Annotated in this window: 18 protein-coding genes and 1 other annotated feature (1 of these 19 only partly in view); of the genes, 10 read left to right on the top strand and 8 right to left on the bottom strand. The window is 48.5% G+C overall.

Going from position 1 to position 18,115, the window contains the following annotated elements; all coding sequences use genetic code 11:
• Nucleotides 1-75: 75 nt before the first annotated feature.
• Nucleotides 76-996 (bottom strand): ABC transporter permease, encoded by a 921-nt coding sequence (locus AC50Y3_RS16290; protein WP_494819781.1) that lies wholly within the window; start codon nucleotides 994-996, stop codon nucleotides 76-78.
• A complete protein-coding gene (locus AC50Y3_RS16285) occupies nucleotides 993-1,880 on the bottom strand; it encodes an ABC transporter permease subunit (RefSeq protein ID WP_494819780.1) in 888 nt (295 codons plus the stop codon). The genes AC50Y3_RS16290 and AC50Y3_RS16285 overlap by 4 nt, the downstream gene beginning before the upstream one ends.
• A gap of 183 nt (nucleotides 1,881-2,063) precedes the next feature.
• Here AC50Y3_RS16285 and AC50Y3_RS16280 point away from each other — a divergent pair, with 183 nt between their 5' ends.
• The 6 genes from AC50Y3_RS16280 (at nucleotide 2,064) to AC50Y3_RS16255 (ending at nucleotide 9,961) form a co-directional block, all read left to right on the top strand.
• Entirely contained in the window at nucleotides 2,064-3,251 is a 1,188-nt protein-coding gene (locus AC50Y3_RS16280) for a MalY/PatB family protein (protein WP_494819779.1), read from the top strand.
• Nucleotides 3,252-3,284: 33 nt separating this feature from the next.
• Complete coding sequence (locus AC50Y3_RS16275; protein ID WP_494819778.1) at nucleotides 3,285-4,763, top strand: protein adenylyltransferase SelO; 1,479 nt, start codon at nucleotides 3,285-3,287, stop codon at nucleotides 4,761-4,763.
• A 185-nt stretch (nucleotides 4,764-4,948) separates the two neighbouring features.
• Entirely contained in the window at nucleotides 4,949-5,656 is a 708-nt protein-coding gene (locus AC50Y3_RS16270; RefSeq protein WP_494819777.1) for a phytanoyl-CoA dioxygenase family protein, read from the top strand.
• A gap of 48 nt (nucleotides 5,657-5,704) precedes the next feature.
• Nucleotides 5,705-7,546, top strand: coding sequence for a glycoside hydrolase family 127 protein (locus AC50Y3_RS16265; protein WP_494819776.1), 1,842 nt, complete (start codon nucleotides 5,705-5,707; stop codon nucleotides 7,544-7,546).
• A 24-nt stretch (nucleotides 7,547-7,570) separates the two neighbouring features.
• Nucleotides 7,571-8,512: a glycoside hydrolase family 43 protein gene (locus tag AC50Y3_RS16260; RefSeq protein ID WP_494819775.1), complete on the top strand. Its 942-nt coding sequence runs from the start codon at nucleotides 7,571-7,573 to the stop codon at nucleotides 8,510-8,512.
• A gap of 135 nt (nucleotides 8,513-8,647) precedes the next feature.
• Nucleotides 8,648-9,961: an MFS transporter gene (locus tag AC50Y3_RS16255; RefSeq protein WP_494819774.1), complete on the top strand. Its 1,314-nt coding sequence runs from the start codon at nucleotides 8,648-8,650 to the stop codon at nucleotides 9,959-9,961.
• 159 nt (nucleotides 9,962-10,120) lie between these two features.
• On the opposite strand, the gene AC50Y3_RS16250 is transcribed toward AC50Y3_RS16255, so the two are convergent.
• The 5 genes from AC50Y3_RS16250 to AC50Y3_RS16230 form a co-directional block, all read right to left on the bottom strand.
• Nucleotides 10,121-10,921, bottom strand: a complete 801-nt coding sequence (locus tag AC50Y3_RS16250; RefSeq protein WP_494819773.1) for a DUF2935 domain-containing protein — start codon at nucleotides 10,919-10,921, stop codon at nucleotides 10,121-10,123.
• A gap of 144 nt (nucleotides 10,922-11,065) precedes the next feature.
• The gene (locus AC50Y3_RS16245; protein WP_494819772.1) at nucleotides 11,066-11,392 is read right to left on the bottom strand and encodes a YnfA family protein; all 327 of its coding nucleotides are present in this window, start codon (nucleotides 11,390-11,392) and stop codon (nucleotides 11,066-11,068) included.
• Between the two features lie 163 nt (nucleotides 11,393-11,555).
• Entirely contained in the window at nucleotides 11,556-11,738 is a 183-nt protein-coding gene (locus AC50Y3_RS16240) for a twin-arginine translocase TatA/TatE family subunit (protein ID WP_494819771.1), read from the bottom strand.
• Nucleotides 11,739-11,771: 33 nt separating this feature from the next.
• Nucleotides 11,772-12,329: a RidA family protein gene (locus AC50Y3_RS16235; protein ID WP_494819770.1), complete on the bottom strand. Its 558-nt coding sequence runs from the start codon at nucleotides 12,327-12,329 to the stop codon at nucleotides 11,772-11,774.
• Nucleotides 12,330-12,359: 30 nt separating this feature from the next.
• Nucleotides 12,360-13,964 carry a flavin monoamine oxidase family protein gene (locus AC50Y3_RS16230; RefSeq protein WP_494819769.1) on the bottom strand — a complete coding sequence of 535 codons (1,605 nt, stop codon included), beginning with the start codon at nucleotides 13,962-13,964 and terminating at the stop codon, nucleotides 12,360-12,362.
• A gap of 377 nt (nucleotides 13,965-14,341) precedes the next feature.
• Between AC50Y3_RS16230 and AC50Y3_RS16225 the strand changes: the two genes are divergently transcribed.
• Both AC50Y3_RS16225 and tatC read left to right on the top strand, forming a co-directional pair.
• Nucleotides 14,342-14,572, top strand: coding sequence for a MerR family transcriptional regulator (locus AC50Y3_RS16225; RefSeq protein WP_494819768.1), 231 nt, complete (start codon nucleotides 14,342-14,344; stop codon nucleotides 14,570-14,572).
• Nucleotides 14,569-15,324, top strand: a complete 756-nt coding sequence (gene tatC / locus AC50Y3_RS16220; protein WP_494819767.1) for a twin-arginine translocase subunit TatC — start codon at nucleotides 14,569-14,571, stop codon at nucleotides 15,322-15,324. Before AC50Y3_RS16225 ends, tatC begins: the two co-directional genes overlap by 4 nt.
• Nucleotides 15,325-15,360: 36 nt before the next feature.
• Here tatC and AC50Y3_RS16215 read toward each other — a convergent pair whose 3' ends face one another.
• Nucleotides 15,361-15,717: an AraC family ligand binding domain-containing protein gene (locus tag AC50Y3_RS16215; protein WP_494819766.1), complete on the bottom strand. Its 357-nt coding sequence runs from the start codon at nucleotides 15,715-15,717 to the stop codon at nucleotides 15,361-15,363.
• Between the two features lie 342 nt (nucleotides 15,718-16,059).
• Here AC50Y3_RS16215 and AC50Y3_RS16210 point away from each other — a divergent pair, with 342 nt between their 5' ends.
• Entirely contained in the window at nucleotides 16,060-16,476 is a 417-nt protein-coding gene (locus AC50Y3_RS16210) for a DUF1801 domain-containing protein (RefSeq protein ID WP_494819765.1), read from the top strand.
• Between the two features lie 88 nt (nucleotides 16,477-16,564).
• Nucleotides 16,565-17,785, top strand: a complete 1,221-nt coding sequence (locus AC50Y3_RS16205; protein ID WP_494819764.1) for a winged helix-turn-helix domain-containing protein — start codon at nucleotides 16,565-16,567, stop codon at nucleotides 17,783-17,785.
• Between the two features lie 73 nt (nucleotides 17,786-17,858).
• Nucleotides 17,859-18,115 (top strand) — a binding site (T-box leader); it runs 5 nt beyond the window's last position.

Below are 18,115 nucleotides of genomic sequence, written 5' to 3'. Positions count from 1 at the left end.
GATTCCTGCAAATGGGCTCCAATCGATGATAGCGAAAACCAAGGCTGCCGGCATGGCAGCCTTGGTTTTGTTTGGTTAGATATGCGAGAATTTCGCGAACTTCTTGCGATACAGCTTCTCAAGGCCTACGGAAATGAGATGGAACCCGAGAATATAGATGATGTAGAGGGCCAGCGGAATAAAGAGAATCCATTGGTAAATAAATAAATTGTTTCTGGCTTGCCCAATGAGCCCGCTCCATTCATTCGTCCGACTCACATATTGGACCGGATCGAAATACTGGGTCGTGCCGCCAACGAAAATATTGAAGATCGCCAATTGCCCGAACAATCCCAGAATGAGTACGACTTCTTGTACGAACAAGATCACGAAGCTTTCTTTCATGTGCGGAAAAATGTGCGTACGGATAATCGTAAAGTGACTGGCACCGATCGATTTGGCCGATAGCACAAATTGACGTTCTCTTACGATCATCGTTTTCTCTTTCATTGTCGAGGCAACGGAAGGGATGCCTACAACGGTTAACACAACGGCAATGATTAACGACATATAGAAGGGTGAAGTCGCCGGGTTCATGGTAATGCCAATCATGATCATCCATACGATGATGAAGATCGGAATCCCGTTCAATACGTTCCAGATCGGAAACGATTTGCTGTCCGGTCTCTTCTCTTTGCCAAGGTAGCCCAGGAACAATCCAATCAATCCGCCAATTAATACGCGAGCGATAGCCACTGCGAGCGATACGAAGATTGTATATTGCGCCCCCGCAAGCAATTTGGCCATCATATCGTAGCCGTCTTTATCGGTTCCGAATAGAAAATTGTCGTTCGGCGCAGCAGGCGGCACATATAGGGTACTGTGTCCACTCGCATCGACAACATAGTCGGTCTCGAAATGATCGTTAAGATCATGAGGAGCAAAATATTGTCCGAAGAGCGAGGCTGCAATCATCATCAGAGTGATGAGCAGGCCGGCCAGCAATGTTTTATTCATCGTACAAACACCTTCTCCCAGCCGAATACGACAAGTTTCAGTAACGCATAAATGATGGCATAGAGCAGCAGAAGCGTGAAAATCCCGTTCACGACAAGACTATATTGGTAGCCCCCGTATGCGAATGCGTTCGAGAAAACAAGCAGCGTTACGCCATTCAAATTATATAAATATTCGAAGATGAACAGATTGCCGAATAAGATGCCCATGAACTTGTGTAAATCTGCTTTGACGAAGGGAAGGACATTCGGAAGGGCATGATAGAATACAATGTAGGTTTTTCCAAGGCCGCGCGCTTTTGCAAAATTGATGTAGTCTTCTGTCAGCGTGTGACCCATATGCAAAGCGACATTTCGGATCATATAAATGGCTGGTATAATGATCGTAGATATTAATGGAAGAGCGACTGCCGGATCATCGGTCGAGAAGCTTGCCACTTGGAAGATGACCAGTCCAGTCTCAGAAGCAATAAATACAATGAGAAATTGAAGCAGGAGCACGATGACGAAATCCGGAAATACACTTGTTAACTCCAAGATGCGTTTCAGCCAAACCACACGTGAGACTGCGAAATAAACGCCAAGGATAATGCCGAGCGTCATGCCAATAACAGCCCCGATAATCATGTACGTGAAGGTAACGGAGAAGCTGCTGCCGATCTGTTCCCAGAATGAGAGTTCGGTTTTGCCGGAAAAGTATTGAAAGGAGTATCCGCTCCAAAGGCCATCAACATAGCTGTGAATACTGGAGAAACCTTTCGCCCAGTGGAACTGAAGCGAACTGTCCAAGCGGTCTGGCACAAGCACGGCAGGGAACATGGCGAAGAGAAGAACGAACAGCAAGATACCGGGAATAACGAGAGAAAATTGTACTGCTTTTGACATACAGTGATCGCTTCCTTTCTAATAGATTTCCACTTGGGATCATTTTATAAAGTATAGCTACTTGTGCAATAATTACAAGACTTGACGAAATGCGACAAATCCCAACATATTGATGCGTAAATGTTTACATATGATTGTTAAAATTATGTGAAGGCACCGGCGATTCCATTGGAGGGCGATCTAATGAACTATGATTTCGATCAGGTGATACCACGCAGGAACAAATCCAGCTTGAAGTGGGATGCGGTCGGCAGGTCTTCTGAACAGCAGGAAGTCATCCCCATGTGGGTGGCTGATATGGATTTCGCTTCGCCGCCTGAAGTGATTGATGCGTTGAAGGAGCGGGTGGAACACGGCGTATTCGGGTACTCGTTTCGATCGGAATCCTATCTGGAGTCGATCGTGTTGTGGCTGGAGAATAGGCACCAATGGACGGTGAAAGAAGAGTGGATCGCGCATAGTCCGGATGTGATTGCAGCGTTATCTTTGATCATGAGTACATTTACAGAAGCAGGGGATAAGATCATTGTCCAGTCTCCGGTTTATAATTTTGCAAGGATGGTCGAGGCGCAAGGGCGTGAGGTGGTTTATAATCCGCTGAAGCTGCATAATGGTCGATATGAGATGGACTATGAGGACCTGGAAGCCAAAATCGATGGTCATGCGAAGATGCTCATTCTCTGCAGCCCGCATAATCCGGTAGGTCGGGTATGGGAGCGAGAGGAACTGATTCATTTAGGGAATATTTGTAGGAAGCATCAAATTCTTGTCGTAACCGATGAAATCCATTGTGACTTGATTTATGAGGGACACCGGCATATTCCATTCGCTTCCCTATCGGAGGAGTTTGCCAATCATTCGTTCACTTGCATTTCGCCGAGCAAAACATTCAATTTATTAAGCTTTCATGCTTCAAGCGTTATTATTCCAAATCCGGAGCTGCGGGAAAAATTCAATCGGGAAATGAATGCTCGCGGAATCTCTTCCCCTAACACGCTAGGTCTGGTTGCGCTGGAAAGTGCCTATCGGTATGGAGAAGACTGGCTGGCACAATTGCTTCATTATTTGCAGGGGAATGCGCGGTTTCTTACTCATTATGTGGAAGCGCATATCCCGGAGATCCGTGTGAACGAAGCGGAAGGTACGTATCTGATCTGGCTCGATTGTCGTGCGCTTCACCTGTCGGTTAAGGAACTAGATGACTTGTTCTCTAATAAAGCAGGTGTAGTGCTGAGCTCGGGGTACCAGTTCGGGATTGAAGGTGAAGGTTACATGCGGATGAATATCGCTTGTCCGCGATCGATGCTGGAGCAAGCATTAAAACAGATTGCACGGGCTATTCGTTCGCTGCATTCCCTAGAAACGAAGTAATCGAGATGGCAAACTTACGATGGAGGAAAACAGATGACTAAAGATACTGCAACACCGCAGGTGGGATGGAATTTTGATAATAGCTATGCTCGTTTGCCGGAATCGTTCTTTAAGCGACATAGTCCTAGCCCGGTACATGCACCGGAGCTGGTCATTCTGAACGAGCGACTGGCAACGTCGCTTGGATTGGATGTTGACGCGCTGAAAGGGGATGACAGTATTGCCGTGTTTGGCGGCAATGAGATTCCGGAAGGCGCCTTGCCGCTGGCGCAAGCTTATGCCGGACATCAATTCGGGCATTTCACCGTGCTCGGTGACGGTCGGGCCATACTGCTTGGCGAACAGATCACCCCTGCCGGCGATCGGGTTGATATTCAATGGAAGGGACCGGGCAGAACGCCATATTCCCGCCGAGGCGATGGCAGGGCGGCGCTTGGTCCAATGCTTCGCGAATACATGATTAGTGAAGCCATGCATGCGCTGGGGATTCCATCTACACGCAGCCTAGCTGTTGTCACAACCGGTGAGCCGGTATACCGTGAAACGGAGCTGCCCGGTGCCGTTCTGACCCGCGTGGCTGCAAGTCATATCCGTGTGGGCACGTTTCAATATGCAGCCAATTGGTGCACGCTGGATGATTTATGTACGCTTGCGGATTATACGCTCGAGCGTCATTATCCGGAAGCAGCCGTCGATACGGATAACCAATATCTCGCTCTGCTGAAAGCTGTAATTAGGAAGCAGGCTGAGCTTATTGCCAAATGGCAGCTCGTTGGATTTATTCACGGCGTTATGAACACCGACAATATGGCTTTAAGCGGAGAGACCATCGATTATGGACCTTGTGCATTCATGGATGCCTATGATCCCTCGACGGTATTCAGCTCCATTGATTCGCAGGGGCGTTATGCCTATGGCAATCAACCGAAGATCGCGGCGTGGAATCTTGCACGGTTCGCGGAAACCTTGCTGCCGCTGCTGCATGAGACGGAATCAGAAGCCGTGAATCTGGCCGAGGATGCGATCGCGGAATTCGCATCGTTATTCCATTCGCACTGGCTATCGGGGATGAGAGCGAAGCTTGGAATCGTTAACGAAGAGCCGGAAGACGATGCGCTAATTGAAGAGTTGTTGACCATGATGCATATGCATCGTGCGGATTATACCAACACGTTCCGGGCTTTAACGGATGATAAGCCGGATGAGATCGTGATGGTTGACACTACGGGATTTACGGAGTGGCTTGAGAAGTGGAAAGCGAGACTTGGGCGGCAGTCGATAACCAAAGAAGAGTCGCAACAGGTGATGCGGGGAAGAAACCCGGTGATTATCCCGCGCAACCACCGAGTCGAGGAAGCGCTGGAAGCGGCCGTCAATCAAGGTGATTACAGCGTCATGGAGCGATTACTGGAAGCGATCACCAAACCGTTCGAGCAATCGTCCGAACACGCTGATTATTGCGCATTGCCTGCAGCATCTTCGCAGCCTTACCGTACCTATTGCGGGACATAAACGCCGACGAGGCTGAAAACGCCGTATTGATCAAACAGCGGACCATAGCGGTCCGCTGTTTTTCTTACCTCGAGAAACTACATTAATGAAAGCAGCTTGTGTATAGGGCTTGATCTTTACAAAACCGCATCGCAGGTTTATGATCGGATTTCAGAGGTAGAATTTACAAGTTGGAGGCGTATATTGTGAATAATAAGGAACGCTACTTATTTGATCTACAGGGATATCTGGTCGTGGAGAACGTATTGTCAGCCGAGCAGCTCGAGCGAATGAACCGAATTGTAGATGACCGTATCTCGCAGCCGGACTCCATATTGCAATGGGGTGAGGATTTCCGTGCATTGATCGATGATTCCAAGCTGAACGCGCATCTAGACGAAATCCTCGGCGAGAATTACAGACTTGATCACGAGTATGCCATTATTCATCGCAAAGGGGCACCTCAGCTTGGGCTTCATGGCGGAGCAACCCCCTATGATCCCGGCCAATATTACACCTTCCGAAACAATCAAATGTTCAGTGGTCTTACCGTTGTTTCCTATGCGTTGACGGATATTGGCGAGGATGATGGAGGATTCAGCTGTATCCCGGGAAGTCATAAATCCAATTACCGAACACCTAAGGAGTATCTGGATTATTCGGAAATTGGGCCGACGGTGCATGTTCCGCAAAAGGCCGGAGATGTTCTGATCTTTACGGAAGCGCTTACGCACGGGACGTTCGCATGGAAAGCGGAACATGAACGCCGATCGCTGCTGTATAAGTTTGCACCGGAGATGATTTCTTGGAGCGAGCATAATCGCGACCGGAACTTCATGGATTCGTTGCCGGAAGCACAACGGAAACGACTGCTGCCGCCGGCTTCGCCAGGTTATCGCTATTTTGGCTACTAGAAGAAGGCAGCAATAATCGAAGGTCGACGGAAAGAGAGGATGAATCGAGTGACAGCGATCGGAACGTCTTTACCTAGGTGGAGGAGCATTCCTTTTACAAATGTAGCGATTAATGATGCCTTCTGGCGTCCTCGCTTGGAAGTATTGAAGAACGTAACCGTTCGAACCTGCTTAGACCAATGCGAAGCAACCGGGCGGATCTCTAACTTCGCTAAAGCCGGCGGCCTCATGGACGGCGATCACGAGGGTATGTATTACAACGATTCGGATTTGTATAAGGTGATTGAAGGGGCGGCTTACGCCTTGATGCTGGAGCGTGACCCGGCTTTGGAGGCTGAGCTTGATCGTATTATCGATCTTATTCAAGCCGCGCAAGAGCCGGATGGTTACTTAACGACTTATTATACGCTGCGTTCTTCGGAGCTCAAATGGTCCGATATGGAAAAACACGAAATGTATAACGGCGGACATCTGATCGAAGCCGCAGTTGCGTATTACGAGTCGACAGGCAAACGAGTGCTGCTTGATGTTGCTTGTCGTATGGCGGATCATTACGATAACCTATTCGGTCCCGGTAAACGGCACTGGGTTGAAGGCCACGAGGAAATTGAGCTTGCTCTTGTCAAGTTATATCGCGTTACGCAAGAAGAGCGTTATTGGAAGCTTGCGCTCTGGTTGTTGGAAGAGCGGGGACATGGACATGGGGTTGGAGCAATATGGGACAAGCAGGATTGGGGCCCCGCATATTGCCAAGATGACGTTCCGGTTCGCGAGATTGAGAAGGTAACCGGTCATGCTGTTCGTGCCATGTACTTGTACACGGCAATGGCGGATGTCGTGCATGCCTCAGGCGATCCTGCTTATGTAGACGCGCTGCACCGGGTTTGGTCTCATACCGTGGAGCGCAACCTATATATAACCGGCGGCATCGGGCCATCGGTGCACAATGAAGGTTTTACACATGACTTTGATCTACCGAATGAATCTGCCTATTGCGAGACCTGCGCTGCCATTGCGATGGCTTTTTGGAATAACCGGATGAATCTACTGTTCGGAGATGCCAAATACGCAGATTTGGTAGAGAGAGAGCTTTATAACGGAGCATTGTCAGGGATATCGTTATCCGGCGATAAATTTTTCTATGTCAATCCATTAGCCTCCAAAGGCGAGCATCACCGCGTAGAGTGGTTCCACACCTCCTGTTGTCCGACGAACCTTGTTCGTTTCCTGCCTTCAATTGGGCAGTATACGTATGCCAGCTCAGAGGATGGCATTGCCGTGAATCAATATATTAGCGGCGATGCGGTGATCACCTACGGCAGTGGGCAGCAAGTGAAGCTCCAACAAACAACGAATTATCCATGGGACGGATCCATTGCGATTACGGTGGAACCGGAGCAAGCGGGCGAGTTTGTTATTCGTCTTCGTTTGCCTGACTGGTGCAGAGGCTACAGCTTACTTGTAGGTGGAGAGAAAGTAGCTGCGCTGCCTGTTCGGGGATATTTGGAGATAAAGAGGATCTGGTCTGCCGGAGACATCATTGCATTAGAGCTTGATATGCCGATTGAAATTGTACGAGCGAGAAGTGAAGTTGAAGCTAACCGCGGCCGTGTTGCCTTGCAGCGAGGGCCGATTGTATACTGTTTGGAAGAAGCAGATAATTCCATGCTAGCTTTTGACGATAGTACGATTACCGATCGGGATTCGATCTACGTCAACCATGAACCTGAGCTGTTAGGCGGAATTACGGTACTGACTGTCAGCAGTCGAGAGGCAGGAGGCAGGCCGCCGCTTCGATTCATTCCGTATTATGCTTGGGATAACAGAGACGCAGGTTATATGCAGGTCTGGATTCGCGAGAAACACACTGCACATCTATATCGTTATTAATGAATTATGGAGGGACTTATTCTAATGACTACAGGCAGCACATCTGGGAATGAAGGCAAGAAGCTATCCGGTAATCCCATCGTGCCGGGCTGGTATGCGGATCCGGAAGCTAGAATCTTTGAAGGCCGTTATTGGATTTATCCGACTTATTCAGCGCCGTACGATGATCAGCTCCATTTGGACGCTTTTCATTCTTCCGATTTGGTAGAGTGGACGAAAGTGACCCATATTCTCGAAATGAGCAATATTACATGGGGGAAACGCGCGCTGTGGGCACCATCTCCGATTGAGCGCGGCGGGAAGTACTATTTGTATTTTGCAGCGAACGATATTCAGAGCAATGACGAGCTTGGCGGCATCGGCGTAGCCGTCTCGGATCGTCCGGAAGGTCCTTTCCGCGATGCGATCGGTAAGCCGCTGATCGATAAGTTCTATTATGGCGCGCAGCCCATTGATCCGCATATATTCATCGACGACGATGGGACTGCTTATTTGTATTACGGCGGCTGGGGCCATTGCAATGTCGTGAAGCTGAACGAAGATATGGTGAGTTTAGATTCATTTGAAGATGGCACTACTTTCGTCGAAGTAACGCCGGATCATTTCGTAGAAGGTCCTTGTATGATTAAACGAAACGGCCTCTATTATTTCATGTGGGCTGAAGGTGGCTGGGGAGAGCCGGATTATTCCGTCGCCTATGCCGTCTCGCAATCTCCAATGGGGCCGTTCGAACGCGTCGGCAAAATATTGCAGCAAAATGCTGAAATCGCCACAAGCGCGGGTCATCACGGCATTATCGAGGTTCCGGGTGCCGACGAATGGTATATCGTGTATCACCGCAGACCTTTGACTGAAACAGATCGGAATCATCGCGTTCTCTGTATTGATCGCATGCACTTCACCGAAGATGGCAGCATTGAGCCTGTGCAAATTACGTTCGAAGGTGTAAGCGAGCGGTTGCTGTAACTTCAGATAAAAGTATGCATCGAATCCGTGATCATTCGCGGATTCTTTTTATTTCTCGTTAGGCCGAAATTAGCTATACAAAAGCGGGTGAATCGTTTAACCTAAATAGAAATGACTGCTGCAGAGGGACGACATATGACTTGGAAATTGCCTTTCTTTCGAAATCGTAAAGATTCAGATCAACGCAAGTACTTGAAAATCATAACCAGCGAAGGCATCTCAGGCGTACTACTGGCAAGTTTGATTGGCGGGCCATTCCTCACCGGATACATGCTGCATCTAGGTGCATCCTCCGCTCAGATCGGATTCGCGCTGGCCATACCGGCATTTGCCAACTTGGCTCAAATCTTCACCGCGATTGTTACCCATAATGTTGATAATCGCAGAGCGTACGTACTGGCTTATGGTGTATTGTATCGATTATTGTGGGTGCTGACGGGACTTATTCCATTTGTACTGCCACAGCGTTATTGGGTGTATACGTTTATTGTCTTGTATTTGCTCTCTTATCTATGCTCGAACATTGCCGGTGTGATATGGGCGTCTTTGATCGGGGATATGGTGCCGGCGCAGGTTCGAGGACGTTATATGGGGATTCGAAATACGATTGTAGGCGGACTTGCCGCAGTAGCCGTGTTGTTCGGCGGACAGTTACTGGAGCATTATTCGCAGGAGCAAGGCTTCATCATCCTCTACTCCTTGGCGGCAATTTGCATGGTGTGGAATGGGTATCACTTGTTCCGCTATCCGAATATTCCGTTTGAGAAATCGAAGGAGTCGCAGAAGCTGAAGCTGTTACTCAAACCGCTGCAGGATCGTTCGTTCATGCGTGCAACTCTATTTCTAGCTGCATGGATCTTTATCCAAAATGTAGCGGTACCGTTATTCTCTTATGCGATGCTGGACGTGATTAAAGTAAGTATTCAGTGGGTTTCAATCATCACGACGGTTCAGATGATCGTCATGATGGTCAGCTATTATGTGTGGGGCAATTTGAATGCTAAGTACGGCACGAAAAAAGTGCTGATGTGGACGCTTCCGATTATTGCGGCTTCCTGCATCTTATGGGGAGGGATTGCGTGGTTGCCAGCGATTCCGGTGCTGTTCGTCGTTCATATCCTGTTAGGGATTGGCACAGGCGGCTTTACCCAGCTGACGTTTAATTTTACCATTGAGGATTCGCCGAGCGCGGAGCGCACGATATATGTCGCGGTTTACGCGATGCTGACAGGCTTTACCGGTTTTATTGGTCCGATTCTGGGCGGTGAAATCTATCATCAACTGAAGACAATGCCAGCTTGGATGGAGCGGTACGGATTCAGCGCAATGATGGGGCTTGTACTGCTCGGCATTGCGATGACCGTTGGCCGTTCTATGCTGGGCCACAAGCCTGCTAAGCTGGCACGCACTGCAATGTTGCGCAGCAAGAAGGAAGAGCTGCTAAGCTAGCGGCCACCGAAGACAAATAAGAGCTGCCGGATTAGTGAATCCGGCAGCTTTTATTGTATGTGGAAGCATTGGCATTCAAGGATGATGAAGGAAAAAGTGGAGGATACCCCGAAATCACTACGTTATGAGCTTTAAGAGTCGAGTGAAAGAAGGTGAAGCTTAGCTAGCCGGCGCTCCTGTAAGTCGTTGCTCGAAGAGGTCGATCAAATGCAAGAACCTCTCAGCCTCACGGTACACGTGATCAGCAAGGAGGGGGTGGATGATGCTTTTAATCCGGCAAGCTTCGATTAGATCGCGTGCCGCTTTCTTGAAGTCCCGTAAACCGGCAACCGATACCCGGTTCTGATCCAGAAACTGCGTTAGGAGCGGCGTCGTTTGAGACTCTGGACGCATCGAACTTAAATCCTGAGCTTGAAACAGCAATTGATCAAAATCATGGCTGAAATCTCTCGCTTGGTCCACCAGCTTCCGCTCTGACGGATCGAGCAGATGCCCTATAAACTTGGCGTGATCCGCCATGATCTTGAGAAAAAAGACATTCTCATCGATGATCGAGTCTGCGAGCGGCTCCAATTGACCGTTATTCAACTCATGAAGACGGTTTCTAAAATAATTAGCTTCCCGGCTGACATGGTCCACTAAGAGAGGGAAATTGTTGCCGCCGGGCAGTTTGCAGGTCAGAATAAGTCCTAATATTTTACGTTTGTACACCCAAATGTGAGAGACAGCCGTACATACCTCTGTGTTAAACACTCTGATCTGCTGCGGGTCTGTAGTTAAAGGGAAGGCATTCGCTTTGGCCTCAATCTGTTCGAAGACTGAATAGAATCCGTTCGCTTCCTGAATGAGCTGGGTATCTTCGCATCGAAATCCAAGCTTGAGAAATAAAGAATGCTCCTTCATGATGCGTGACCAGAAGCGGATCTCTTCCAAAGACTGCGTGACAAAGCTATCTGACATGATATAACCTCCTTTTTCGGCTGCCTTTATTACCATATGGGCAAATGCCGGAGGTTAAATGTTGTCCGCTGTTAACTTACTGAAAAAGGAATTTTAGTGGAGGTTTTGGGATTTCGCTTAACTCTAAGGTGAAGAAGGATGAACCTAGCCTCTAGGCGCCCAGAGCATGATTGAAACGCCAACGAGACAAATCGCGGCTCCGACCCAGTCATACATATCCGGCGATTTGCGGTCAACTAACCAACCCCAAAGTACGGCCAGGATGATGAATACTCCTCCGTATGCTGCATATACGCGTCCAAAAGAAGGAAAATTCTGCAGTGTCGGAATGATGCCGTACGCGATAAGGATGACACTGCCGACTATGCCATACCAGAGCGGCTTGGATTCCCGCAGCCAGAGCCAAACCATATAACCGCCGCCGATCTCGGCAAGGCCGGCGATCACGAAGAGTTGAATCGCTAAGAGCATGTTTCTTATCCCCATTCTCTATCTATCACTTTCACAGCCCTTCAGCTGCATTAGTTAGAGTATAGTGGGTCGAAGGGTGGGGGAGCAACTTTAAGATAGGCCGTCTTCGACTGCTGCATAAGAGCAGAATCGAAGACGGCCTTTTGCCATCGTATACGATTGACTACGATTTATGGTCTGTAACGTCTTCTCTGGTATCAGAAACGAGCTCTTTCGCGGATGTCTTGAACTCATGTAAGGTGCGGCCGACCGCGCGGCCAAGCTCAGGAAGCTTGGAAGGTCCGAAGATAATAAGAACAACTACTAAGATCATCATAAGCCCCGGAAATCCTACGTTTTGCAACATACGAATCATCTCCATTCGAGTAGTGGTATTGGATTAATCTTGGTTATGGTTGCTCGGATAGGCAGCGACCGCTTCGATCTCAATCAGCCAATCGGCATTCACGAGACCTGCGACTCCGACAGTGGAGCGCGCGGTTTTGGTCGGATTCGTGGTCGTGTTGAAATATTTGGCGTACGCCTTAAACCAACCGTCAAAGTCGAATTTACCTTCCTTGGCAGCATCGGGGGCGATATACACGCGCAGATATGTAACATCCTTCATGGACAAGCCTTGTTCCTTCAATTGCTTCTCGATATTCTGAAGGATACTGGTTCCTTGGGCTTCGGTGTCTCCGTAACGCTCGTAGATGGTTTTACCGTCCTTATTGATGACCGCCGGCGTAGTGCCGCTCGTCTCGAAGGTAGCCGTTCCGGCTGGCATGGCAACTGCGCTTGAGATGGAGGACTGAGGACTGCCATAGAATTCCGGCTCATAGATCGGAGTGAGCGGATATTTGTGCGGTATAATGGCGGCATATACACTTGCGGTAGCTGCCAAGGAAGAAAAAACGACTGCGAAGATGGCGATTTTGACTTTGCGTTTCAATTTCATGGTTCTTCCCTCCCGAATGAGTTAAGTGATCTATTCTTTCATTACGCGCTCATGAATATCGGTAACGACTTCCCGAGCAGACTCAATGCCTCCAGCCATCCAAGCCGTAATGTAACTGATATGCTCCCCTGCGAGATAGACGCGGCGATCAGGCTTGCAGAGCACGGGATAATTGGTTTTTCGATCATCGGCGGAGTAGGAGACCCAGCTGCCCATGTTATATTTGATAGCTTTCCAGTTTACGGAGAACGAGGATTCAAACTCGCTGTAATATTGCGGATGGATCTTAGCGCCTTGCTTCAAAGCCAACGCTTCGCGGTCCCGGAATGACAACGCCCCGATCTTATCGGCATTGCTGCCTTGAGCATAATAACCAAGCAATACCCCTTTCTTAGCAAAATAGTTCGTAGGCGGATAGTAGATCGAAGAGATGTCCATATTCGTCAGCGTGTTGCCGCCGTAGATTTGATCGTCTTCCTCCCAGAATCTGCGTTTGAACTGCAGGCCAATCTTGCCTGCGTTTGCGTATTTGGTATTGTTGATCGCATTGGTCATTTCATAGGAAAGATCATGTTTAATCGTCTTCAATACGGATAGCGGAATCGTACAGATACAGAAGTCGCCTTCGATTTGCTTGGCTTCCCCGCTTAGCAGATCCGTATACGAAACCTGTACTTTTTCACCCACATGCTTGATTTCGGTGACTTCCATATTATGCTTAATCCGGTTGCCGAGTCTTTTCTCAAACGCTTGCGGTATGGCATCAATCCCGCCGACAGGATGGAACATCATCATCTGCTGATCGTAGGAGTATTCGCTGCTGAAGAAGTTTCCGAAACCGGAATTAATGATCGCCTTCATATCGAAAGGATCTCGGATGACGCCGGCATCAAGCCTCGAACCAGGTTCATCCTTATAACCACCGCGCGAGGAGCCTTTGTAGAACAAATCTGCATCCAGATTCCCCTCGGAGCGGAGGTAAGCGACAACCTTTTCTTTCTCCTCCGGCGTAAGAGGGAGATCCAAACCCGGCTGATTGACGGCTTTCGCAAGCAGCTCACTGATGTAGCCCTTCACATCCGCTTTCGCGGCACGTTTACGCACTCGAGTGTCGGATAATGCACCGACATTCTCATTGTAATAGTAGGCACTCTCGTTCACATTGTTGAAAGGCTCCATCGGAATGCCGAATTCCCGGCAATAGTCCATCGTGACATGGAACTGCGGAATTCGCATCGGACCAGCGTTCAAATACATGCCGTCGTCGAAGCGTGCGACTTGTTTCTGTCCGCCAACTTCTGTCACGGTAGTACCGCGGCGAACCGACCAGTTTCGACCGCCTGAACGAGCACGGGCTTCGAGAATCGTACAATCGTAGCCGGCCTTGCCTAGTTCGTAAGCAGCGGTTAAACCGGCAACACCAGCTCCAAGTATGACGATTTTCTTGCCGGAGCGGTTCGTACCCTTCAGATCCCAGCTGGAAGGAGGTGTATACTCCGCCGCTTTCATCGTTTGGGGCGTAAAGAGGCCCATCGTGCCCATGACGCTGAATACGGCAGCAGCACCGCCGATCTTGCCGACCGTCGTCAGAAATTGTCTGCGCGACACTTCGTTTGGTGTTTCTTTCGTTTCCATGCGCTTCAGCTCCTTTGGTAGATCGTCTGTTCGACTCTGCGAGAAATGTATCATGGATTTTTTCGGAAGCGCCAATATTTTGTTAGATAGTCTTACATCAATAAAGTTTATATGGGTGATAGAAATAATGAATCAAATTACAAAAAACTTACAACAAATGCAGTAATAACGCGAGTTCTTGTAATTGCGGATAAACACAGGAAGGTAGTATTTACCATTAATCCCGATATGCTGGGTAATCCGTCCCATTGAACAATCTAAAAGATGGTGATAACATTTCGACCCAAGAAGGTTTATGTAATGTTTCCTAACATCGAGATCCATCAGAAGCACTTTCCAAGATCAACTACTATTAAGTTCTAGGGAGGCTGCCAGCAATGAATGACAAGGTAATGAGCATTGGTACTGTATGCGACTTGACAGGATTGACGGAAAGACAGATTCGCTATTACGAGGAGAAGCAGTTGATTTTCCCTATTCGGACGAAAGGCGGGGCACGCAAATATTCATTCGATGATGTGGAAAAAGTGAAGGAGATCAACCTGAAGCTGAGGGATGGATTTCACACGTTTGAGCTTAGAAAAGCCGGAAGGGCGTGCGGGGAATGAGAAGCGGCGAAGAGACGATGACAATCATTTCGCATATCACGGAGCTGCGAAGCCGAATATGGCGAATACTCGCTGTCGTGTTGCTTTCATTATGCGGCGGTTTGTATGTATCCCCTAAAGTGCTTCGCTATTTGAAAAGCGTCCCGCCGGGCTCAGACATCACCTGGAACGTGTTCTCGCCATGGGACGGCATTCGGATGTACATGACGATCGCGTTTGTTTTTGCGCTTGCGGTATCTCTTCCGTATATTCTGTACCAGCTGTGGAGCTTCGTGAGGAAGGGGCTGCATCCGGAAGAACGTTCGGCGGCACTCCGCTATGTTCCCTACAGCGTGGCCTGCTTCTTGATTGGGCTGGCTTTTGGATATTTGATCGTATTCCCCATGAGCTTCGACTTTACTTCCAGAATCACAACTAGCATGGAGCTGGTGGAGACTTACGGCGTCGCGCAATATTTTGGATTTATGTTCAACATCGTCATTCCCCTTGGAGTAGCCTTCGAGCTCCCGGTCGTAGTGATGTTCTTGACGAAGATTGGCGTATTAACGCCTCATGCGCTTCATAAGATGCGGAGATATGCCTATCTGGTGCTCGTCATCGTTGCAAGTCTGATCTCTCCTCCGGAGCTGATCTCGCACTTGATGGTATTCATTCCGCTCGTCATTCTCTATGAAATTAGTGTACTGCTCTCGCGCGTCGTCTACGGAAGGCGAAGAAGTAATGCCGTAGCCGAGGTTTCCGGGTCCTTATAAGAAGAGCGCCTCGCAAATGACGAGGCGCTCTTTATTTTATTTCCGGATCATATCTTGATTCTTTCGCTGCTTCCGATAGATGGAGGGGTTAATCTTGAACAAGCGAGTGAAAGCAGACGAGAAATAGTGTGAAATCACTGGGGATTCCGGAGTAATGCCAGCAAACTGGGATGTTGGATGACTCTGGCTGATGTTAAATCCGATCCACATATAGCTCCACGGATCACTCTGGTCCGCTTGATAGAACCCTAATTGCTGCGGAAACATGAGGAAGCTGTCGTTTGCTTTCAATTGGTAGGTCGTATCATTCGTTCGATAAACGCCTTTACCATGCTTCACGAAGACAAACAAATAATGGTCGCGTATAGCTGGCCCATACGAGTGTCCGGGCAAACAATCACCTATGGACAGATAGACTCTGATTCGGGGCCGGTCAAGGATTCGTTGTTCAGCCGCGATCCGTAAGAGATCGCGGATAAATTCGGGGGATGCTGGGGAACGACTGATTTCGAGGCCGGTGACATCATTATTTTCGGCATGTATACGATGCATGCATCGCTGGACAATAACACAGACCGCTACCCCGATCCATCGAGTGACCATAAGAAGTCGATGGCGGAAGCGCGTAAGGGCTGGGGATTGGAGTAACATTTCTTGGTTATCCGTATAGCACTTCGTTTATAATGAAAGAAGGGCTAAATAGACGAAGCACATGGCAAAGGAGAGACTCTCTTCATGTATGAAACCAAAACCAAGGAAACAGATAGCAGCGTACTAGAATTTATTGAGAATGTGGAGAGCGATAAGAAGCGCGAAGATGCTTATAAATTGTTGGATATATTCACCGAAGCATCCGGATTCGAAGCGAAAATGTGGGGGCCAAGCATCATCGGATTTGGTTCCTATCATTATAAATACGCTTCCGGCCATGAAGGGGATGCTCCGTATGTGGGGTACTCGCCTCGTAAAGCCAAGATCAGCTTGTATTTTGCGCCAGGCGAGACCAAACGGGAAGAACTGCTTCAGCGATTCGGCAAACATACGACGGGAAAAGGCTGTGTCTACATCAATAAAGTAGCCGATATTGATGTTCAGGTACTCAGAGAGCTCATTCAACAATCGATCGTGTTTCTGCGAGAACTGTACGAATGAAAACGGCAGCAGCGTCATAAACAATCCAACCTCCCGATGTCGGTTAAATTACCGTATTTGGAGGTTTTATTAAGAAGGAGGGATCAGAATGGCGCCATTCCAAACCACCAAAAGGGCACTGAGGCGGTTTTTGCTGGAGAAGCAGCTTTTACTTGAATCGCCTCAGTCACCTGTTTCAATGCGAGAGCGCGTTCTTGACGTAATTAATCAGTTGGAATGTGTGCAGATTGATCCTGTCGCTGCGGTACGTCCGAATCAGCATCTGGTTCTGGCTGCCAGAATTCCCGGTTATGAGCCTGGTGTGCTGAATGAACTGCTGAGCAGCAATGAGATTTTCGAATATATGGCGAACGCGGCCTGTATTATTCCGATGAACGATTATCCGATCTTTGAACCAACAAGGCAGCGACTGCGGGAGAACATTCAGCCTCATTTGGATCAAATTGCGCCTGTCATTGAGCAAGTCCTGCAGAGATTGGAACAGGAAGGACCGCTAGCTGCCAAATCATTCGAATCGAGTGAGCGTGTTCATGGATATTGGGATAACGTTAATGCAACGACGAAAGCTACCTCGCATGCACTGAATTTATTGACGGATGCTGCTCAAATTCGGATTGTCAGCCGTGAAGGCAATCAGCGCCGGTTTCATACCACCAATCAAAGTGTCCCTGCCCCGCTAATCGAGCAGGCGGGTGAAATAGACGAACAGGAAGCGCTCGAAGCGATGATGATGAAGTATTTCAGAGCTTATCGTGTATTTGAACCGAGTGATCCGCGTCTAGGCTGGCAGAAGTTACGAGCCAACGAAAGACGAGAAACGATTGACTCCCACATTAGGGAAGGGATTGTGTCGCCGGTCGAAGTTGCGGGTTTGGACAAGCCCTATTACATCCTGGCTGCAGATAGTGAGCGTCTTCTGGCGCACGATGATGAATCTCGAGATCTGCCTATTTACGACGATTCGGATCTCAACGTACACTTCTTGCCGCCGCTCGACAATTTATTGTGGAGCCGCAAACGGTTGACTGATCTATTCGAGTTTGACTATCGTTGGGAGATTTATACGCCAGCAGTCAAACGCACCTATGGGTATTATGCGATGCCGATCTTAGCAGGCGATCGATTAATTGGTCGCATGGACCCTAGATTGGATAAGAAACAAGGCCACTTGACCGTGGAGTACCTACATATCGCCCCTGAAATTGACTTTACGAAGAAGCTTCGGGACCAAGTTTATGGCGCTCTCGACGCATTCGCTAAGGCTCATGGAGCTACCACTGTAACCATAGCTCGAAGTTCTTATGAATAGTTGACGATTTTTGAATTATTTTTGAAAATATAGTTTACCTTATAACGGTTATTTGATACTATAAACGAAATGTTAAAATGCGATGAAGAGACGAGTAGATAAATGAACCTTTCACAGAGAGCTCCGGCAGCTGCAAAGGAGTAAAGGCGACATTATTGAAAAAAGACTCTGAGCAGCACATCGGCAACCTACTGTAGGGGATGGTGTGACAGGAGCTCCTGTTATAGAGCTAGAGTATAAACATGACATGCTCATGTCGTACTCGAAGAGGCTGATATGGCGACATGTCAGCGAATTTGGAGTGGTACCACGAGCGGATCAATCTCGTCT

This window comes from Paenibacillus sp. J22R98, assembly GCF_059383835.1.
Note: the sequence above shows the minus strand (reverse complement) of the source record. Positions and strands in the feature narration are given on the sequence as shown.